Origin of the sequence: Roseixanthobacter psychrophilus (assembly GCF_043195195.1) — a bacterium.
Taxonomy (GTDB): domain Bacteria; phylum Pseudomonadota; class Alphaproteobacteria; order Rhizobiales; family Xanthobacteraceae; genus NCEH01.
The window spans coordinates 49,025-67,939 of sequence record NZ_JBAFWT010000030.1 but is presented as its reverse complement, the minus strand read 5'-3'; the positions used below and the strand labels follow the sequence as shown (position 1 = coordinate 67,939).

The window sequence follows — 18,915 nt, the reverse complement described above, 5'->3', positions numbered from 1 at the left end:
GCACTTCGTGGCCGGATCCCATCCGGTCACGAAGCGGTGGAGTTGAAGCACCTCTTTCGCCGCGTGCCGAGAGGTTTCCCTCCCTATCACCCCAAAACGTGTCCGATCGATCTCTCAGCGCTGCTCAGGCAATGGGCGTCTGAGAGCTATAGCGCACACTCAGTTCTCTTCTTGGTCGCTCGCGGCCCGCCACCCCGCCGATTGCGCGCTATGGCGCGATATCCTGCGCCTAGCTACGCAAACGCCGCCGATGACCGCACGCCACGGCAAGGCGGAATTGAGAATTAGCTTCCAATTTCACTCTTGAGTCGAACCACGACCTTGCCGAACGGTCCGCGTTCGAGATGATCGAAGGCCGCACGCACATCCTCAAAGGCGTAGATCCTGTCGATCACCGGCTTGATGCCGTATTCGTCGATGGCGCGGTTCATGTCCTCGAGCGCTCGTCGATGCCCGACGGAGATGCCCTGGATGATCGCCCTTTTGAGCATCATGGGAACCGCCGACAGCACGATCTCCGATCCCTTCATGAAGCCGATCTGGGCGATACGCCCGCCGCTCGCCAGCGCCGCTGCCGACTGGCTGATATTGTCGCCGCCGATCAGTTCGAGCACATGATCGACGCCGCGCCCGTCGGTCAGGTCCAGCGCTGCAGCGGACCAGTCCGGGTTGGTACGCGTGTCGATCACGCCGAAGGCGCCGAGCGCCTTCGCGCGTTCAAGCTTTTCCGCGCTCCGCGAGGTGACGATCACGCGGGCTCCGAAAGCCTGTGCAAACTGGAGCCCGAACAGGGCGACGCCGCCGGTGCCCTGCACCAGAACGGTTTGGCCCGCTTTCAGATGACCTGTCTCGATCAGGGCGGACCATGCCGTCAGCGCCGCAACCGGCAGAGTGGAGGCTTCCTCGTCCGTCAGCGATGCGGGCGCCCTGACGGCGATGTTCTCGTGTAGCGTCACATATTCGGCCAGCGCACCGGGAAGCGGCCCACCAAGCGACAGGCCGTGCCGGGCCATCTCCCGTGGCGGCTCACCATCGATCCATTGCGTCCAGAAGTTTCCGAGCACCCGGTCGCCGACCTTGAATCGTGACACATCTGCGCCGATCGCCACGACCTCGCCCGCCATGTCCGATACCGGAACGAACGGCATGGTTGGCGTATCGGGCAGTAACTCACCTTCGACCACCAGCTTGTCACGATAGTTGAGGGAGGTCGCCGCAACCCGGATCAGCAGCTCATTGCTGGCCGGCGTCGGCACTGGCGCCTCGGCCAATTCCAGGTTCTTCAGCCCGAATGACGGCAACTGCCACCGTCTCATTGTCTCGCTCATGGTCGATCCTTTCACCTGCTTAAGCGAGGGATCTTATTGACAATCATATGGATTTCGTTGTGACGTATTTTGCGAACACTTCCTCCATTTGGTCTCCAATTGATGAGCCTGAACATTCATTCCCACCTTCAAGGCATTTCCGCCTTCGTCCATGCGGTGGAAACAGGCAGCTTCACGGCAGCAGCTGCACGCATGGGCGTGTCGAAATCCGCGACCGGCAAGAGCGTCGCTCGCCTCGAAGAGCGTCTTGGCATCCGGCTGCTGGACCGCACCACGCGCAGTCTGAACCTGACGGCTGAAGGGCAGGCCTATTACCAGAGCTGCCTCAAGGTTCTGGAAGAACTGAACGCAGCGGAGACGCTGTTGGCCTCGCGAACACGCGTCGTATCGGGAACCTTGCGGATCAACCTGCCGATCTCATTCGGCCGGTTGTGCGTCATGCCCGTGCTAACGAAGGTCGCGGACAGGAACCCCGATCTCGATCTCGATATCTCATTCACGGACCGCCGGGTCGATCTCGTCGAGGAAGGCATCGATCTTGTGGTCCGGCTTGGCGATCCCGGAGATCATGCGAGCCTGATCGGGCGGCGCATTGGTACGCAACGCTCAATCATCTGCGCCGCGCCAGCCTATCTGGACCGCCACGGGCGTCCGGCTTCGGTAGAGGAACTCGGCGGTCACGACTGCCTCGCCTTCGCCAAAGATGGCCGCCCGCTGCCATGGGCGGTTTGCGGCCCGGGCGGAACGGTCAGGCCCTTCGTCATCCAACCGCGCCATACGATCAGCCATGGCGAAGCCCTGCGAGATGCAGCCGTGAACGGGCTGGGCCTCGCCTATCTCTCGACCTGGCTGGCGGCGGACGACATCCGCTCCGGGCGGCTTGAAGTTGTTCCGATTCCGACCCCCACGGAGGATGTTCCGATAACCGCGCTCTGGCCGCGTTCGCGCGATTTGGCTCCCAAGGTGCGCGTGGTGGTGGATGCGCTCATAGAGGCGTTCAAGCCTACCCACCTGATCGACTCGTGAGAAAGGCGGCATTGAGGGCTATAGCGACCACATAGTGCTCATCTTCGTCGCTCGCAGCCCGCCATCAGCCGCCGTTTGCCGCATAGATTGGCCGGCTCTTTCCTGAATTGTGAATGGGATAGCGCGTTACGCGGCGCTCAGCGTGCGCGGCGTGGCTCTCGTGCCCTCAGGCGAGATGGCCATTGGCTACGACCGCCGCCTCGACAACACTTAGCTAAGTGACGAAGTTTCTCTTGCGCGGCCCGCGTACGGGGTGATAGTTAGCAATATGACTAAGCATCATCCCGAGCTCTCTCTGCTCTTCCATGCCCTGGCCGATCCGACCCGTCGATCGATCCTGACCCGGCTGGCGGAAGGGCCGACGCGGGTCACGGAGCTGTCGGGCCCCACTGGCCTGCGCCTGCCCACGGTGATGCGGCACATTTCGGTGCTTGAGGAGGCGGGGCTGATCGCCACCTCCAAGGATGGGCGGGTCCGCACCTGCGCCATCGTACCCGAGGCGCTGGAACCGATGCGGACATGGCTCGATGACCAGCGCGCCAGATGGGAAGCCCGCCTCGACAGGCTCGAGGCATTTGCGATGAAGGCGATGAAGGAGCGCACCAAATGACATCGAACTTAAATCCGGACCGGACGCCTGCGGCGCGCGATCACGCGCAGAGCCGGTTTGCGACGCTGACGTTCGAGCGGGACGTGGCCGCGCCGTTGTCGGTGCTGTGGCAGGCTTGGACGGCTCCGGCCGCGCGAGCGGTCTGGGCTGCGCCCACCCCTTCGGTCGTCGTGGAGTTTCTGGAGGCCGACACCCGGGTGGGCGGACGCGAAGTCTCGCTCTGCAAGGTCGAGGGCCAGCCGGATATTCGCTGCGAGTGTGGCTGGCTCGAGGTGCAGCCGGCGCTGCGCAGCGTGAATTACGAAGTGGTCTCGGCCGAGGGGGTGACGCAATCGGCGGCGCTGGTGACGGCCGATTTCTCCGGCACGGACGCGCGCAGCCGGCTGGTCGTGACGGTGCAGCTTTCCTCGCTGGCCGAAGATACGGAGGCCGGATACCGACAGGGCCTCGGCGCCGGGCTCGACAATCTCGCCGGAGTGGCCAGGCGGACCATGGTGCTGCAGCGCGTGATACGGGCGCCGCGAACCGTTGTCTGGAACGCGTGGGTAAACCCCGAGACGCTGCCGCAATGGTGGGGACCGGACGGGTTTTCCTGCCGCACGAAGAGGATCGACCTGCGAACCGATGGCGAATGGCTGTTCGACATGATCGCGCCTGATGGCACGGTGTTTCCCAACCACCATCGCTACACCGAGATCCGGCCCGAGGAGCGGATCGGCTATACGCTGCTCTGGGGCGAGAACGGACCGAAGCACGCCGACGCCTGGGCCACGTTGGAGGATCAGGACGGAGCGACGAAGGTGACGCTCGGCATGGTGTTCAGCACGGAAGCCGAGTTTCAGGAGGCGAAGGGATTCGGCGCCATCGAACTGGGCCTGCAAACGCTGGGCAAACTGGATCGCTTCGTCGGATCCCGATGAATTGCTCCGGCTTGGCAGCCGATTTCAGGGAAATGTCGGGCGCTATTCCGGCGGCGTCCGGTCCTGCGCGTGTGCCGACATGCGCGCACGCGCCGCCAGCACGGCCGGGAAATTGGCTTCCGCCCACTCCACCAGCACCGAAAGCGGCCCGGCAAAGCTTTCGCCCAAAGGGGTCAGCGAATAGGTCACGCGCGGCGGCACGGTGGGCTGGACGTCGCGGTGAACGAGGCCGTCGGTCTCCAGCGTCCGCAAGGTCTGGGTCAGCATGCGCTTGGAAATGTCGGGCACCAGCCGCCCGAGCGCGCTGAACCGGCGCGGACCGCCTGCGAGGGCGCAGACCAGCAGCATGGACCAGCGCTCGCCGATCCGGTCGAGCAGGTTGCGCATGGGGCAGCGGGTTTCATCGAGGCCCCCGGCCACCCAGGTTTCGAACTTGGCCCCAAGCGCCTGCGTTGCCCTGAGCGCCTCCTTGGCCCCAACCGCCTCGGCTGCGCCCGCCACCGGTTGCGCGCCGAACGCATCGCCGGGGCGCGGGGCACGCAGGGACTTTGGGCGGGTCATGGGTTCCTCCGGCGTAACCAGGTGACGGAAAAGTGCCGTCTTACGGGGTCCATCTTTAGTCTCTATCTGAGACCAGGGTCAATGAATGAGACTGGAGACTCCGATGAACGCCCATCCCAAATATGTCGTTACCGGCGCGAGCGGCCAGCTCGGCCGGCTGGTGGTCGCGGACCTCGCCACGCGGGTCGGCGCTGCGTCCGTCGCCGCGATGGTGCGCGATCCCGCCCGCTCCGCCGCACTCTTTCCCGAAGGCGTCGAGGTGCGCCAAGGGGATTATGATCGCCCTGAGGCGCTCGATGCCGCGTTCTCGGGCGCCGAGCGCGTGCTGCTAATTTCCTCCAACGCCATCGGCGCGCGGGTGGCCCAGCATCGCAAGGCCATCGAAGCCGCCAAGCGGGCGCGGGTGGCGCGGATCGCCTATACCAGCGTGCTGCATGCGGACACGTCCACCCTCGGACTCGCCGAGGAGCACCGGCAGACCGAGGCCCTGCTTGTCGCAAGCGGCCTTGCCGTAACGCTGCTGCGCAACGGCTGGTACACGGAGAATTACTCAGCCTCGATCCCGTCCGCTTTACAGCACGGCGCCTTTCTCGGCAGCGCGGGCGCAGGCCGCATTTCCGGTGCCGCGCGGGCGGATTATGCCGAGGCCGCCGCGCTGGCCCTGATCGACGACACCGCCGACCGGGTCGTGCACGAACTGGCCGGCGACGATGCCTATACGCTGGCGCAGTTCGCGGCCGAGCTCTCGCGGCAGGCCGGGCGGGAGATCCCTTACGTGGACATGCCCGAGGCGCAATATCGTGCCGTGCTCGTGAGCGCGGGGCTACCAGAAAACCTCGCCGCGCTGCTCGCCGATGCCGATGCCGCCGCAGCCGGGGACGCCTTGTTCGACCAATCCCACGTGCTCTCAAAGTTGATCGGCCGGCCCACCACGCCGTTCGCGTCCGTTATCGCGGACGCGCTCAAGTCCTGAGCACATCACGTCAATTCCCGGCACAGGCGCATCGGGCGCGCCTTGCCGGGTCCCGGCCATTCTTGCCGCCGGGAATTGTAAACAGTATACAGATGGGAGCCGACCGGATGCTTCGAAGACTGCCCTATCGGAGCATCTGATCCGCGACGCCGTGGACGCACCTTCCGCCGTCCCGCACGTCGCGCCGAGGCGCAGATCCAATGGGGAAACGGACCATGCCCTACGCGACCACCGACGATGGAGTGCGCCTCTATTACGAGGAGACCGGCACCGGCCGGCTGGTGATCTTCGTGCATGAATTTGCCGGCGACATCAGGAGCTGGGAACCGCAGATGCGCCATTTCGGCCAGCGCTATCGCTGCGTCGCCTTTGCCGCGCGGGGCTTTCCCCCCTCCGAGGTACCGCAGAACGTGGCGTCCTATTCCCAGGCGCGGGCGGCCGACGATATCGCCGCCGTGCTCGCCGCGACCGGGGAAACGCAGGCCCATGTGGTCGGCCTGTCCATGGGCGGCTTCGCGACCCTGCATTTCGGCTTCCGTCACCCGCAGCGCGCGCTTTCCTTGTGCGTCGGGGGATGCGGCTATGGGGCGGAACTGGACCAGCGCGACCGGTTCCAGGCCGAGGCCGATACCATCGCCGCCTTCATCAGCACGTCGGGAATGCCCGCCTTCGCCGAGAAATACGCCTATGGGCCGACGCGCGTGCAGTTCGAGAATAAGGACCCGCGCGGGTTCGCCGAGTTCAAGCGCATGCTGGCCGAGCATTCGGCGCTCGGCGCCGCCAACACCCAGCTCGGCGTGCAGCGCGAGCGGCCTTCGCTCTACACCTTAGTGGAGGAGATGAAGCAATTGGCCGTGCCCACGCTGATCCTCACCGGCGACGAGGATTGGCCGTGCCTGCTGCCCGGCCTGCTGATGAAGCAGCATATTCCCGCAGCCTCCCTGGCGGTCATGCCCACCTGCGGGCACACCATCAATCTGGAAGACCCGGACGAGTACAACCGCCTGCTCGGCGACTTCCTCACCAAGGTGGATCGCGGCCGCTGGCCGGTGCGCGACCCCCGCGCGGTGAGCGCCTCCATCACCGGCATGAAGGACTGAGCCCGGATCGATCTGATCGAAGGCGCGGCGAGACCCACCGGGGAGGATGAGACATGGCGAAGATCGCGGTGGAGAATGCCGGCGCAGCGCTCGGCGGGTATGATCCCGACGTTCCGCTCGCGTCGTTCGCGCAGGCGCGGGCGGCGTTCCTGGCGGGCCGCTCCACCCCGCGCCAATTCCTTGAGGAGAGCCTGGAGCGGATCGAGCGGCTGGACCCCGTGGTGCGCGCGTTCTGCTTCCTGGATGCGGCATCTGCCCGGGTGGCCGCCGACGCGGCGACGCGGCGCTATGTGCGGACAACCGCCCGCTCTCTCCGCTCGACGGCTGTCCCATGGGCATCAAGGACACCATCGCGGTGCGCGGCATGCCCTCGAAAATGAACAGCGCGGTGTTCGACGAGACGCCGGTGCGGTTCGATGCCGCCAGCACCTATGCGCTGCGGCAGGCGGGTGCGGTGCTGCTGGGCAAGACCCATGTGCCCGAGTTCGCCATGGGCAAGGCGCCGCCCACCCGCAATCCGTTCGACGCGCGGCGCACGGCGGGCGGCTCCTCCAGCGGCTGCGGCGCGGCCGTGGGCGCGGCCATGGTGCCGATCACCCTCGGCAACCAGACCGGCGGCTCGCTGATCCGCCCGTCCTCGTTCAACGCCAATTACGGCTTCAAGCCGACCTATGGGGCGCTGAACGTGGCGGGGATGCATCCCATCGCCCCGAGCCAGGACCATATCGGGCCGATGGCCGCCAGCCTCGCCGATGCCTGGGCCACGGCCTGGGAGATTTCCAGCCGCATCGGCGGCCATAACGGCCATCCCGGCCTATCGGGCGCGCCGGCCGTGCCGCGCGCGCTCAAACCGCTGCGCCTCGCGCGCCTGGAAACCCTCGGCATGGCGCAGCTCGACGACGCGACGCGGGAGGCCATGGCGCAGATGTGCCATCGCATCGCCGGGCAGGGCGTCGGCATCCTGGACCGCGAATGCGATGACAAGATCGCGATTTTGGAAGACCTGCTGCTGGAGGCGGACGACGTCTCCGAGCAGATCTTCGTCTATGAATTGCGCTGGCCGCTGGTGGCCTATCTCGATGCGAACGGGCCGGACTCCGTCAGCGCAACCGCGAAGGCCCGCCTGGATCGCGGCCTTGCCATGACCCCGGCCGATTATCGCCAGGCGCTCGTGAAACGCGACCGCATCCGCGCGCAGGTGGCATCGGTGGGCCAGCAGGTGGACGGGTTCATCACTTTGGCCTCGTCCGGCCCGGCGCCGTTCGACGGCGTAGAGACGGGCGGCAGCACGGCGGACCGGCCGAATTCCCATCTCTCCACCGGCAGCCGCAGCTTTCTCAGCCCCTGGTCCATGGTGGGCGGGCCGGCCTTCAGCCTGCCGTTGCTGTCCGTGGACCGGATGCCGGTGGGGCTGCAGGTGATGGGGCTCGTGGACACCGATTATCGGCTGACGGCGGTGGCGCGCTGGCTGGACGAGGCGTGCGGATGATGCGCCCGCGCGCGCCGCTGCGGGGGCGGGGAGGGGACTGCGACCCCGCTCAACCGCCGGAGCCGCCGCGCCATTGCAGAGCGGCGAAGCGCCCGAGCCGATAGGCCGGGGCACTCAGCAGGATCACGCACAGGATTCGCACCAGGTGGAACGCGGTCACCTCCGCCACGCCGAGATGCAGGGTCTTGGCGGTGATGCTGGTTTCCGCGACGCCGCCCGGCGCGTTGGCGAGCACCATGGTGGCGAGATCAAGGCCGGCGTGCCAGCCGATCACCGCCGCGATGGCGACGTTGAAGGCGATCAGCAGCAAGGTGTTGGTGACCGCCGCAGGAATGAAATTGCGCAGCCGCTGCACCATATGGCGCCGGAACCGGGCGCCAAGGGCGGCGCCGATCAGCACCTGGCTGACATCCACCATGGGCGTCGGGATGCCGGACAGCGGAAGTTCCAGCAGCGCGACCGCCGCGCCCACCAGCAATCCCCCGAGCAGCCAGTTGTTCACCATGTGGATGCGGCCGAGCCCGTAGGCGCAGCCGAGGCCGGTGAGCAGCATGCCGACCATTTCCAGGGGCTTGAACGGCAGCGACGGCGGCAAATAGCTTTCCGCGCCGTGGATGCCGAACAGCGCGATGGAAACCGGGATGGTGAGCACCACCACCACGATGCGGAGCGACTGGGACAGCGCCACCAGCGCGGTATCGCCCCCATAGCGCTCCGCCAGGACGGACATCTCGGCCACCCCGCCTGGAAGCGAGGCGAAATAGGCGGTGGTGTTATCGATCTTTGCCGAGCGCGCCAGCACCAGGGAGAGCAGCGCTCCTGCGAGGATCGAGACGCCCGCGGCGGCCAGCATGTAGCCGAAATTGGCCAGCAGGTGGTGCATCAGGGTAGGCGTGAAATAGAGGCCGACGGCGACCCCCGCGATCACTTGCCCGCCCTGCCGGGACCACGTGGGAACCTCCGTGGGCGCGCCGAACAGGCCCAGGGCGGCGACCACCAGCAAAGCGCCCAGCAGCCAGGCGAGGGGCGCGCCCAGCGCCGCCATGGCCGCGCCGCCCAGCGATGCGGCAGCAAACGTCGCAGCCACCCGGATCCAGCGCTGGCGCCTGTCCATGCTCATGCCCTCGACGCGCAAATCGGCGCCCGAATCCTCGGCGCCCAAATCCTCGACGCGGATGTGTCCGACGTCTCGTCCCGACCGGCGCCCTCGCACGTTGCTTAGGCCTCAGGCCCTAAAACTGTCAACAGTTTACAGTATGGCTGGTGCGTCTTCCCCGTGTGCGCCTGTCCAGGACGGTCTTCGAGAGGGTCCGATGGGGCAGCGTCGATCTCCCTTAGAGCCCCGCCTCCAGGGAGCGCCGCTTGCCGCCCTGGGCGTGGGCTTCTCCCAGTTCGCGCGCGCGGCCCACGTCTCCGGCAGCCATCGCGACCAGCAGGGCCGCATGCTCGGCATTGGATTCGCGCATCCGCGCCTGAGACATCAGGGATCGCTGCCGCACCAGATGCATTTCCTTCAGCAAGGACTGGTAGGTCTCCTTCAGCCGGCGATGGCCGCAGAAGTTCATCACCTGCTCGTGGAAGCGCAGGTTGAGCTGATAGTACAACGTTCCCTTGTTCTTCTTGGCCGCCGTGTCCATCTGCGCCAGCAGGTCTTCCAGAACGGCTTCCTGTTCGGCCGAGATGTGCGCGGCGAGGCGGCTGCAGGCAAAGCCGAACAGCACCGCCCGCAGGTCGTAGATTTCCGCCGCCTCCTCGGCCTCGATGGCGCGCACGAAGCTGCCGTGATTGACCACCGAGGTGACCAGCCCGGCATGTTCCAGCGCCCGCGTGGCCTCCCGGATCGGCCCCCGGCTGACACCGAGCTGGGTCGCCAGGGCCTGTTCGTTGATGCGTTCGCCGGCCCCGATTTCACCGCTGAGGATCATCCGCTCCAGTTCCTTGCGCACGATGTCCGTGAGCGACTGGGTGCGGCGCTGCGCGATGGCCGAAAGGGCATCCTCGGCTTCGGCCATGTGACGACGGCTCCCCAGAAGAAAAGGCGTGGAGAAGAAAAGTGGCGGGCATCGCCCCGCCGGCTGCGGCTCAAGCTGTGCACGCTGATGACAGTCGACAATTCTGTCGTATCGGCAGGAGCGGGACAAGTCCATCGGACGTCGCCTCCGGTTGGCCCGGAACGCGGCATGTCGGGCGGCGCCGAACGTCGCATGTTGAAGTTCGGCGGAACACGCGGATTCATCGTTGAACAAGGCAGATGACGCCATTGTTCTCGGGGGTTCTTCTTGGCGGATCCGATGTTTCACATGAAACATTTGACCCGATCTCGATCACGCGGCCATCCAGCCGCCATCCACCATCAGATTGATTCCCGTGACGAATCTCGCGTCGTCGCTGGCGAGATAGAGCGCCGCATGAGCAACATCGTCCGGCGCCCCGAACCGCGGCCAAGGCGTGCGGCGGCGAGCCCGGTCCAGAACCTGCGGGTCCTGCAACCTACCGCCTTGGCCTGTAACGATTTTTCCCGGCGCAACCGCATTGCAGACGATCCCGTCCTCGGCATAATCGGCGGCCACCTGCCGGGTGAGATAGGCAATGCCGGCCTTGGTGACCCCATAAGCGAGGTCTTCGGGCGCCGCGATCATGCCATGCTGGGAGGACAGATTGACGATCCTCCCCCGCACTTCGTCCCGAAGCTCCTGCGTCAGCATCTGCCGCACGGCAGCCCGGCAGCACAGGAAAACCCCGGTGAGATTGACCGCCAGCATGCGGTTCCAATCGTCTTCCTCCAGCTCCGTCAGGCGGCGCGGATGGCGGATACAGGCGTCGTTGACGATCACGTCGAGCCGGCCGAAGCGGGTGACTGCGGCGCCCACCAGCGCCTCCACCTCATCGGCCTTCGAGACATCGGTACGATGAAACAGGGCACTGCCGCCGTCCTGCGCGATCAGCTCGGCTGTGGGTGCGCCGCCCTCGATCACATCCTGCGTGACGTCGGCGATCACCACATGCGCTCCGTGGCGGGCGAACAGGCGGGCAATGGCCCGGCCGATGCCGGAAGCCCCGCCGGTGACGATGCAGACGCGCCCTGCAAGGCGCTGTGTTTCAACGGGAAAAGTCATCCGCGGTCTCGCTTCTGAGCCATTGGCCGCCGTCCGTCGCCCACCATGCTAGATAATCATCGAGGGCGGCGGGCAGGTCGTATTTTGGCGCAAATCCGGTTTCGGCGCGCAACCGGGCGTTGGCCATGGGCGCGCGGTCGTAAGGCATGTAAAGGTTGACGTTTCCGCCGTCCGGCGGCTCGGCAAAACGCCATTTCAGGGCGGGATTGCGCTGGGCCAGCGCGCGGCAGAAATCGGCTAGCGACCAGAGAAAGCCGGCGGAGAGATTATAGACAGGGTGCGGCAGGCGCGGCGCGTCGAGCAGGCTCAGGATGGCGGCTGCCGCATCGCGGCCATAGAGCCAATCACGAACGTGAGGACGGGGCAGGACGATTGTTTGCTCCTGGGCCGCCAGTTGCAACACCTGCAACGGCGCACTCGGCGTGTCCCGCGCCGAAGTGGCATATTCCCAAGGGCCGAAACAGGTGCCTAGGCGCCCGACCACGAGATCGAGCCCGTAAAGCGTCCCCAGGCGCAGCGCGACCGCTTCCCCCGCCTGCTTGCTGATGCCGTAAAGACCCTCGGGCTGAAGCGGCGTCGTCCCTTCGTTCAGCGGTGTATCGGCCCGCCCGCTGGCTCCGTAGGCCGAGCCCGACCCGAGGTAGACGCTGCGTTTGACGCCGCACGCTGCCGCCGCGGCCAACACCGAAGCGACGCCCCCCACATTCACGTCGATGATGGTGCGGGGCGCGCTGCGCTCCCGGTCGGCGTCTGCCGTCACGGCGGCGAGGATCAGCAAGCGGTCCGCGCCGCTTGCGCTCAGGGCATTATGCAGACCGTCCTCGCTCCTGACGTCGCCTGCGATCCATTCGAACCGGCCCGGCAAGCGCGCGAAAAGCGCGCCGGCCATTGGCGGCGGCGAGGCGAGGTCATACCCCACCACGCGTTCGCCTCGCGCCAGCAAGGCTTCGCAGACCGCCAGCCCGATGAAACCCGAACTGCCGGTGACGAAGATGGCCATTCAGCTCAAGCCAGTTCGCGGAACAGCGAGCCCCATCCTGTCACCCGGCTGGTATCGACGCCGGCCATGCGCAGGCTCTTCCAGACCACGGTGGCGATGGTGTCGTAGATCGGAATGCCGAGTTCGCGTTCCAATCCTTCCACCAGCGGGGCGGCGCGCAGGTTCGTGCAGACCACCGCGATGGCCTGAGGCCCCTGCGTCGCGACTTCGCGGATCATGGTCGAGATCTGATCGCTGGAGACGTCGGAGAACGAGAAATTATCCTGCAGGCCGAGATGCCGCTCGCCTTTGCAGGCATGGCCCAAGGCTGCGTAATTGCTCAGAATCCGGCTCTGTACCTCGTCCAGATAGGGGGTCACGAACCCGATGTCGCGGACCTCTTTGCGCTTCAGGATTTCGTTCAACGCCAGCATTGACGTTGTGGACTTGATGCCGGTCGCGGCGGTGATGCGCTCGCACAACCGCTCGTCCGCCTCGAAGCCGAGCCAGCCGGAGGATGTGCCGTTCCAGGCGATCACCTCCACTTTGGCATGCGCGAGAAGCTCCGCGGCGCGCAGGATCTCGTTATCGTCGAACTGGGCAAGGGCACTGTCCGACAACGCAATCTCGGTCACTTTGAAACGCCCGAAATGGGCTGATACCTCGGGCAGTCCGGCCACCATGGCCTGGGTCACCGGCTCCAACACCGTGTTAGACGAAGGGGTGAGCATGCCGAGGAGAACGCGTTGACTCATGATGGGTCCGCAGCTTCGAGGGGGAGGGAGGCGGCCGCCGGCTCATGCCGCAGGAGGTCGAGGATATGGCGCTTCACATCGTTGAAGCGCGGGCTGGTGATGTCGCGCGGGCGCGGTAGATCGAGCGGGATGATCTCGGCGATACGACCGGGGCGTGCCGACATGACGGCAACATGGGTGCCGAGCGTGAGCGCCTCGTCGATGCCGTGGGTGACGAAGACAATGGTACCCTTGTGACGCTCCCAGATCGAAATCAGCTCGTTCTGCATGTCCATGCGGGTCTGCTCGTCCAGCGCGCCGAACGGCTCGTCCATCAGGATCACGGCCGGGTTCATGAGCAGCGCGCGGGCGATGCCGACACGCTGGTTCATGCCTCCGGAAAGCTCGGCGGGAAAATGGTTCTCGAAACCGGTCAGCCCCACGAGGTCGATATAGCGCTGCGCCTCGTGGCGCCGCTGGGCCTTTTGAGCACCGCGCAGCTTGAGGTGGAACGCCACGTTTTCCCACACCGGAAGCCAGGGCATGAGGTTCGGCTGCTGGAACACCACGCCGCGGTCGGCCCCGGGCGCGGCGATAATCTGGCCGTCCACCTTCACAGTCCCCGTCGTCGGCTTATCGAAGCCGGCGATCATGTTCAGCAGCGTGGACTTGCCGCAGCCGCTGGGTCCCAGCAGGCAGAGAAGTTCGTTGCGATTGACCGAGAAGCTGACGTCGGAGAGCGCGGTGACGTCGGCCTTGCGCTTGGTATCCTTGAACACCTTGGAGACGCGGGAGATTTCAATGGTGGCCATGGTTATCCCTCCACGCCCTGGAGGGTCGTGCCTTGCTGCCACCGCAACATGTGCCGCGCTACCGCCTGGATCATGAGATCACTGAGAAAGCCGAGCAGGCCGATCGACGCCATGGCGGCGATGACGATGTCGTAGCGGAGGAAATAATAGGAATCCCAAAGGACGTAACCGACTCCGCTCTTCACCGCGACCATCTCGGCGGTCACTGTCAGCATCCAGGCCGAGCCGACGCCGATGCGCAGGCCAGCGAAGATGGAGGGCAGGGCGGCCGGCACCACGATGAACCGCAGCAATTGATGCTGACCGCCACCGACCATGGCGCCGGCGCGGATCAGATTGCGGTCGCACGTCTTCACGCCGTGGATGGTATTGAGAAGGATCGGGAAAAAGGCGCCGAGGAAGACCAGAAAAATTGCCGGCTTGTCGGCAATGCCGAACCATATGATCGCAAGCGGTATCCATGACACCGGCGGGATCGGGCGCAGGGTCTGGAGCGTTGGCTCGATCAGCACTTCGATGAGCCGGGACCAGCCGATGGCGACCCCCAGCATGACGCCCATTGCGGTGGCGATGCCGAAGCCGGCGGCGACCCGCCAGAAGCTGGCCATGACATCGAAAATCCAGCGGCCGCTATAGCTCTGTGTGTTGCCGTCGATGCCGAAGACCCAGTCGAGCCAGGCCCATGCCACCGCCGAGGGTGCCGGCAGCAAAGCCGGAGGCAGGGCGCCGGAGCGGGAAAAGGCTTCCCACCCGGCGAGGATCAGGACCGGAACGATGAACCGTTCCGGCCGAACCCGTCTCAGAATGCCGTGCATCCCACCGCCCTCAATAGCCGAGTTCGGTCTTGGGCTTGCCAGTGACCGCCTCAAGGAAGCGGTAGTCCATGTTCTTTTCAACCGCCGCGGTGACGTCGGTGTTGATATACTTGAGGTCTCGCATCATCACCGCAATGGCGACGGCCGAAGAACGGTACATCTTATAATCGGGATAGAGATTGCCGACCGCGCCTTCGGCGATCGCCTTGTCGAGACCTGTCACCTTGCTGATGACATCGACCCAGAGCTGCTTGTCGCCGGCGATCTTGTCGTCGACCTTGACGATGGCGCGCACCGTTTCTTCCACGGCTTTGGGGTTTGCGGCGATCACGTCCGAACGAGTGACGATGAGGTTGGTCAGCTTTCCAGCCGCCTGATCGTAGGGATAGGTGAAGAACTTGGCGGCCTTGGCCTGCAGGATCTGGGTGGCAAACGGCTCGGTGGTGCAGATCAGCTCAACCTCGTTCCGGCGCAGCGCCTGGATATGGTCCGAGGGGTTGGGAATATTGATGAACTGGACATCCTTGTTGACGTCGATGCCCTGCTTGGCGAAGGCGCCGCGCATATGGATGTCCTGCGCATTGCCGCGCGAGGCCGAAATCCGGAACGGCTTGCCCTGGGCCTTGTAATCCGCAATCAGCTTCTTCAGGCCGGCCCAATCGTCCGCGGCGAGCGGCAGGTCGTTCTGTATGACGCACGCGGACCCACCGTTCACCTGGCCGGAAATGGCAACGACGTCGAAGCCTTTGTCGAGGGCGGTGGCATAATGCAGGTAGGTTACCTGCGCCACGTCGATGCTTTTGGAGACCAGAGCCGTGAGGACATCATTACCGGTGTTGAAGCCGATGACATCCAGCTTGATCCCCTTGACGTAATCCGGGGTGAGCGTGAGGGGAGTGCAGTGTGCACACTTGGCAAAGCCGAGCTTGATGGTGGGCTCGGACTGAGCTGCCGCCGTCGATACGGCACCGGCGACGAGGGCCAGCGCCAGGGCGATGCCGGACAAAAATCTCTTCATGACCTTGCTCCTCTGGAAGACCATTTGAGCCGATCGCCTTTTCGCTGCAGGCTAGAAGCATTCGGTATGCAATATGGATTTTTGTGTTTATAAACAGTGTTATAAGTCATCATATAATGTTCTTGAAAGCCGATTTTGTAGGCACGGAGCGCAAATAAATGACAGAGTCGGGTGCGCCATTTGAAAAGGGGGGCGGGAGCAAGCCGCGCCCGCGCCTGGCGGCGCGCACCCGGTTCAAGCCGGCGCGGCTGAAACTATCCACGAGCGACGCCAAACAGCCGCTCAACACCGCGTCTCTGCACGACCAGCTTGTGCTTCGGCTGCGCGAAATGGTGCTCGTGGGCGAGCTTCGCCCGGGAAGCCCGCTGCCGGAACGCATGTTGTGCGAGACCTTCGGTGTTTCCCGCACGCCGATGCGCGAAGCGTTCAAGGTCCTGGCCTCCGAAGGCCTGATCGAGCTCAGGCCTCACCGCACGCCAATGGTGATGCCTGTTGACCGCCAAGACATCGCAGCGGTGTTCGAAGTCATGCTCGTACTCGACCATCTTGCCGCGGGCCTAGCCTGCCTCAGCGCCACGACCGCTGAAATCGATACCCTGGATGCGATGCATGCGCGGCTCGTCGGGTATCACCATTCCGGAGCACGCAGCGAATACTTCCGGCAGAACCAGGATATCCATGCCGAGATCACACGTCTGGCTGGAAACCCGGTGCTTCTTGCGACCTGGACCGCGCTCGCCGCAAAGATCTTTCGCGCTCGGGCCCAAGCCAATTACGACAGCCAAAGATGGGATGAATCCCTTCATGAGCACGAAGGCTTCATGGAGCTTCTGCGCCGCAGGGACGCGGAACGTTTCGCGACCGCCATCGCGGACCACACGCGCCGCACCGGCAAGGCCGTGCTTGCCTCGTTGGACCTGCTGGCAAAAGAGGCAGCCCAACCGGCTTGAGGGATCGAGAGCAGCATCGCCCGGTCCTGCTGATTGAAGAAAAAATCATAGAGGTGTCGGCATTGCCAAAGCCGGCACGTCCTTGCCCCTGACGGATCGCGCCGGGCGCGGCCGCCCGCGTCGGCCAGCCACGGCGGCGCGGAAACCCGGGGAGAATGTGATGCTGGTTCAGCCCTATCTGACCTTCGACGGCAAATGCGAAGAAGCGCTTGAGTTCTATAAGTCCGCCCTCGGCGCCGAAGTGATCCTGCTGATGCGCTACAGCGAAGCCCCTGAAGCTCCACCGCCGGACATGGTCGCCCCCGGCTCGGAGAACAAGATCATGCACGTGAGCTTCAAGATCGGGGAGAGCATCATCATGGCGTCCGACGGTGGATGCCGGAATGCAACCAGCTTCCAGGGCTTCTGCCTCTCCCTCGCGGTCGGCAGCGAAGAAGAAGCGCATCGCTTTTTCGATGCCCTGGGCGTGGGCGGCCAAGTGCAGATGCCCCTCTCCAAGACATTCTTCTCGCCCTGCTTCGGCATGGTCAATGATCGGTTCGGCATCGCCTGGATGGTCAATCTCATGGTGTGAGGGAGCCCCAGATTTTAGCAGCTTGGGGAGAAGACGATGACGCAGAAAATCCTTGTGTTGGTGGGTACGAAGAAGGGCGCCTTCATTGCGGAGAGCGATGCGAACCGCGAGGGCTGGGAGGTGCGCGGACCCTATTGTGAGACATGGCCGCTCAACCATGTGATCGGCGACCCGCGTTCGGGCGTGATCTATGCGGCGGGCGGCAACGAATGGTTCGGTCCTGCCGTATGGAAATCCACCGATCTCGGCGCGACCTGGACCCATTCGAGCCAAGGCCTTGCCTACGAGGAGGGCGACCAGCCGGTGAAGACCGCCTGGAGCCTCGCCCCGGCCGCCGACGCGCTCTACGTGGGCGTGGAGCCGGCAGGGCTATTTCGCAGCACCGACGGCGGGACAAGTTTCGTCCATCTGCCGGGGCTGCAGCGCCATCCCTCGCGGGCGGACTGGCATCCCGGCGGGGCCGGATTGATCCTGCACTCGCTGGTGTTGAACCCGCGCGACACTGCGCAGATCTGGGTAGGCATATCCGCAGCTGGCGTGTTTCATTCGGCGGATGGGGGAGAAACGTGGGAGCCGCGAAATCGTGGCACGCGGGCGGATTTTTTGCCGGAAGGCCAGAATTATCCGGAGTTCGGCCAATGCGTGCATTGTCTCGTGATGGCTCCGGGACGGCCGGAGCGGCTCTACCAGCAAAACCACTGCGGCATGTACCGTTCCGATGATGGAGGCCGTACCTGGGAGAGCATCGAGGCGGGCTTGCCCTCTTCGTTCGGCTTCCCGGCGGCGGTTCATCCGCGCAACGACGAGGTGCTCTACCTTATCCCGCTCAATGGCGACACGGCCGGCCGCTTCATGCCGGATGCGAAGGCTGCGGTATGGCGCACCGGTGACGGAGGGCGGACCTGGGACAAGACGATCCAGGGTCTGCCGCAGAAGGGCGCCTATTTCAATGTGCTCCGTCAGGCGATGGCGACGGATGTCATGGAACCAGCCGGTGTATACTTCGGCACCAATTCAGGGGCTCTCTATGGCAGCGCCGACGAAGGGGGGTGCTGGACTTGCATCGCAGAACATCTGCCCCTCATCACTTCAGTCGAGACATTGGTGGTCGAAACTTAGGCGAAGGGCGGAGACGGCTCATGGAAGACGCGCGGACCCACGCGGCGGGCCCCGGGGGTGACAAGGCGCCGGAAGTGTTGGTACGGCTTCCGGCGCATCTGGTCGCATTGTTTCCGGGGGCGGAACGTCGGCTGTGGCTGCAGGCCAACACCGTGGCGGAGATGGTCGACGCGCTCGACGCCATGTGGCCGGGAATGCGCGATCGCCTGTGCGACACGCGTCCTGCGGTGCGGCGGCATATCAATATTTTCGTTTCCGGCCGGCGGGCGACCCTGGCGACGCGACTGGCCTCCGGGCAGGACGTTTTCGTGCTCACGGCCATCAGTGGCGGCTAGGTTCGTTAACCTTGTTTCCCGTATAGTGTCCTATCGGTCGTACGAGGGCCTTTTTTGGAGGATCGGTTGGGCTTCAGCTTCGAGGACCGTCTCAGTATCCGTGAAGACTTTTACGCGCGCCCCCCGCGTTTCGTGCGGATGTCGAAGGGCGTCGTTTTGTTGTTCCTGTGCATCGCAATTCCCGCAGGCTGGGTCTATTTCAACGAGCAACTCAGGCAGCAGGACGTCGAGCGAACCATCCCCTATGCCGCCCGCGACATGGTTGGGCTATTGCGATCTCTCAAACATGACGTCCGCGTCGAACGCCTGAGTGACGGGAAGCTGATCTATGCGGTCGACGGGCAGGCTCCGGCGGATATCAAATCCCTGGCGCGTGCTTATCCCAAATACGAGCTTCTGCGCTTTTCGGAACAGCCGCCGTCCCGCTATCTCGGGCCGAATCGCCATTAATGCTGA

The 18,915-nt window shown here is 64.9% G+C and carries 22 protein-coding genes; 12 read left to right on the top strand and 10 right to left on the bottom strand.

Annotation, left to right across the window (positions count from 1 at the left end):
- Window positions 1-284: 284 nt before the first annotated feature.
- Window positions 285-1,328: a zinc-dependent alcohol dehydrogenase family protein gene (locus V5F77_RS21370; RefSeq protein WP_429007370.1), complete on the bottom strand. Its 1,044-nt coding sequence runs from the start codon at window positions 1,326-1,328 to the stop codon at window positions 285-287.
- A gap of 102 nt (window positions 1,329-1,430) precedes the next feature.
- On the opposite strand from V5F77_RS21370, the gene V5F77_RS21365 reads away from it, so the two are divergent.
- The 3 genes from V5F77_RS21365 to V5F77_RS21355 all read left to right on the top strand — a co-directional run bounded on the left by V5F77_RS21365 (window position 1,431) and on the right by V5F77_RS21355 (window position 3,884).
- Window positions 1,431-2,354, top strand: coding sequence for a LysR family transcriptional regulator (locus V5F77_RS21365; protein WP_429007369.1), 924 nt, complete (start codon window positions 1,431-1,433; stop codon window positions 2,352-2,354).
- A 268-nt stretch (window positions 2,355-2,622) separates the two neighbouring features.
- Entirely contained in the window at window positions 2,623-2,964 is a 342-nt protein-coding gene (locus V5F77_RS21360) for an ArsR/SmtB family transcription factor (protein ID WP_429007368.1), read from the top strand.
- Entirely contained in the window at window positions 2,961-3,884 is a 924-nt protein-coding gene (locus tag V5F77_RS21355) for an SRPBCC family protein (RefSeq protein WP_429007367.1), read from the top strand. Before V5F77_RS21360 ends, V5F77_RS21355 begins: the two co-directional genes overlap by 4 nt.
- A 42-nt stretch (window positions 3,885-3,926) precedes the next feature.
- Here V5F77_RS21355 and V5F77_RS21350 read toward each other — a convergent pair whose 3' ends face one another.
- On the bottom strand, window positions 3,927-4,445 hold the full coding sequence (locus V5F77_RS21350) for a winged helix-turn-helix transcriptional regulator (protein WP_429007366.1): 519 nt from the start codon (window positions 4,443-4,445) through the stop codon (window positions 3,927-3,929).
- A gap of 103 nt (window positions 4,446-4,548) precedes the next feature.
- On the opposite strand from V5F77_RS21350, the gene V5F77_RS21345 reads away from it, so the two are divergent.
- The 4 genes from V5F77_RS21345 to V5F77_RS21330 all read left to right on the top strand — a co-directional run bounded on the left by V5F77_RS21345 (window position 4,549) and on the right by V5F77_RS21330 (window position 8,007).
- A complete protein-coding gene (locus tag V5F77_RS21345) occupies window positions 4,549-5,418 on the top strand; it encodes an NAD(P)H-binding protein (protein WP_429007365.1) in 870 nt (289 codons plus the stop codon).
- A gap of 215 nt (window positions 5,419-5,633) precedes the next feature.
- Entirely contained in the window at window positions 5,634-6,518 is an 885-nt protein-coding gene (locus V5F77_RS21340) for an alpha/beta fold hydrolase (RefSeq protein ID WP_429007364.1), read from the top strand.
- Window positions 6,519-6,571: 53 nt separating this feature from the next.
- Window positions 6,572-6,898: a hypothetical protein gene (locus tag V5F77_RS21335; protein WP_429007363.1), complete on the top strand. Its 327-nt coding sequence runs from the start codon at window positions 6,572-6,574 to the stop codon at window positions 6,896-6,898.
- On the top strand, window positions 6,850-8,007 hold the full coding sequence (locus V5F77_RS21330; protein WP_429007362.1) for an amidase: 1,158 nt from the start codon (window positions 6,850-6,852) through the stop codon (window positions 8,005-8,007). Before V5F77_RS21335 ends, V5F77_RS21330 begins: the two co-directional genes overlap by 49 nt.
- A gap of 49 nt (window positions 8,008-8,056) precedes the next feature.
- On the opposite strand, the gene V5F77_RS21325 is transcribed toward V5F77_RS21330, so the two are convergent.
- The 8 genes from V5F77_RS21325 to V5F77_RS21290 all read right to left on the bottom strand — a co-directional run bounded on the left by V5F77_RS21325 (window position 8,057) and on the right by V5F77_RS21290 (window position 15,481).
- The gene (locus V5F77_RS21325; RefSeq protein WP_429007361.1) at window positions 8,057-9,121 is read right to left on the bottom strand and encodes an AbrB family transcriptional regulator; all 1,065 of its coding nucleotides are present in this window, start codon (window positions 9,119-9,121) and stop codon (window positions 8,057-8,059) included.
- 220 nt (window positions 9,122-9,341) lie between these two features.
- Complete coding sequence (locus V5F77_RS21320; RefSeq protein WP_429007360.1) at window positions 9,342-10,019, bottom strand: FCD domain-containing protein; 678 nt, start codon at window positions 10,017-10,019, stop codon at window positions 9,342-9,344.
- 312 nt (window positions 10,020-10,331) lie between these two features.
- Window positions 10,332-11,123 carry an SDR family NAD(P)-dependent oxidoreductase gene (locus tag V5F77_RS21315; RefSeq protein ID WP_429007359.1) on the bottom strand — a complete coding sequence of 264 codons (792 nt, stop codon included), beginning with the start codon at window positions 11,121-11,123 and terminating at the stop codon, window positions 10,332-10,334.
- Window positions 11,107-12,123 (bottom strand): NAD-dependent epimerase/dehydratase family protein, encoded by a 1,017-nt coding sequence (locus tag V5F77_RS21310; RefSeq protein WP_429007358.1) that lies wholly within the window; start codon window positions 12,121-12,123, stop codon window positions 11,107-11,109. The genes V5F77_RS21315 and V5F77_RS21310 overlap by 17 nt, the downstream gene beginning before the upstream one ends.
- Window positions 12,124-12,128: 5 nt before the next feature.
- Window positions 12,129-12,857 carry a maleate cis-trans isomerase family protein gene (locus tag V5F77_RS21305; RefSeq protein ID WP_429007357.1) on the bottom strand — a complete coding sequence of 243 codons (729 nt, stop codon included), beginning with the start codon at window positions 12,855-12,857 and terminating at the stop codon, window positions 12,129-12,131.
- Window positions 12,854-13,648: an ABC transporter ATP-binding protein gene (locus V5F77_RS21300; protein ID WP_429007356.1), complete on the bottom strand. Its 795-nt coding sequence runs from the start codon at window positions 13,646-13,648 to the stop codon at window positions 12,854-12,856. The genes V5F77_RS21305 and V5F77_RS21300 overlap by 4 nt, the downstream gene beginning before the upstream one ends.
- 2 nt (window positions 13,649-13,650) lie before the next feature.
- A complete protein-coding gene (locus V5F77_RS21295) occupies window positions 13,651-14,463 on the bottom strand; it encodes an ABC transporter permease (RefSeq protein ID WP_429007355.1) in 813 nt (270 codons plus the stop codon).
- A 10-nt stretch (window positions 14,464-14,473) separates the two neighbouring features.
- Complete coding sequence (locus tag V5F77_RS21290; protein ID WP_429007354.1) at window positions 14,474-15,481, bottom strand: ABC transporter substrate-binding protein; 1,008 nt, start codon at window positions 15,479-15,481, stop codon at window positions 14,474-14,476.
- Window positions 15,482-15,639: 158 nt separating this feature from the next.
- On the opposite strand from V5F77_RS21290, the gene V5F77_RS21285 reads away from it, so the two are divergent.
- The 5 genes from V5F77_RS21285 to V5F77_RS21265 all read left to right on the top strand — a co-directional run bounded on the left by V5F77_RS21285 (window position 15,640) and on the right by V5F77_RS21265 (window position 18,909).
- Window positions 15,640-16,431 (top strand): GntR family transcriptional regulator, encoded by a 792-nt coding sequence (locus V5F77_RS21285; RefSeq protein WP_429007353.1) that lies wholly within the window; start codon window positions 15,640-15,642, stop codon window positions 16,429-16,431.
- Window positions 16,432-16,591: 160 nt separating this feature from the next.
- On the top strand, window positions 16,592-17,005 hold the full coding sequence (locus V5F77_RS21280) for a VOC family protein (protein WP_429007352.1): 414 nt from the start codon (window positions 16,592-16,594) through the stop codon (window positions 17,003-17,005).
- Window positions 17,006-17,041: 36 nt separating this feature from the next.
- Entirely contained in the window at window positions 17,042-18,124 is a 1,083-nt protein-coding gene (locus V5F77_RS21275; RefSeq protein ID WP_429007351.1) for a WD40/YVTN/BNR-like repeat-containing protein, read from the top strand.
- A 20-nt stretch (window positions 18,125-18,144) separates the two neighbouring features.
- The gene (locus V5F77_RS21270) at window positions 18,145-18,459 is read left to right on the top strand and encodes a MoaD/ThiS family protein (protein ID WP_429007350.1); all 315 of its coding nucleotides are present in this window, start codon (window positions 18,145-18,147) and stop codon (window positions 18,457-18,459) included.
- Between the two features lie 66 nt (window positions 18,460-18,525).
- Window positions 18,526-18,909 carry a hypothetical protein gene (locus V5F77_RS21265; protein ID WP_429007349.1) on the top strand — a complete coding sequence of 128 codons (384 nt, stop codon included), beginning with the start codon at window positions 18,526-18,528 and terminating at the stop codon, window positions 18,907-18,909.
- Window positions 18,910-18,915: the final 6 nt, after the last annotated feature.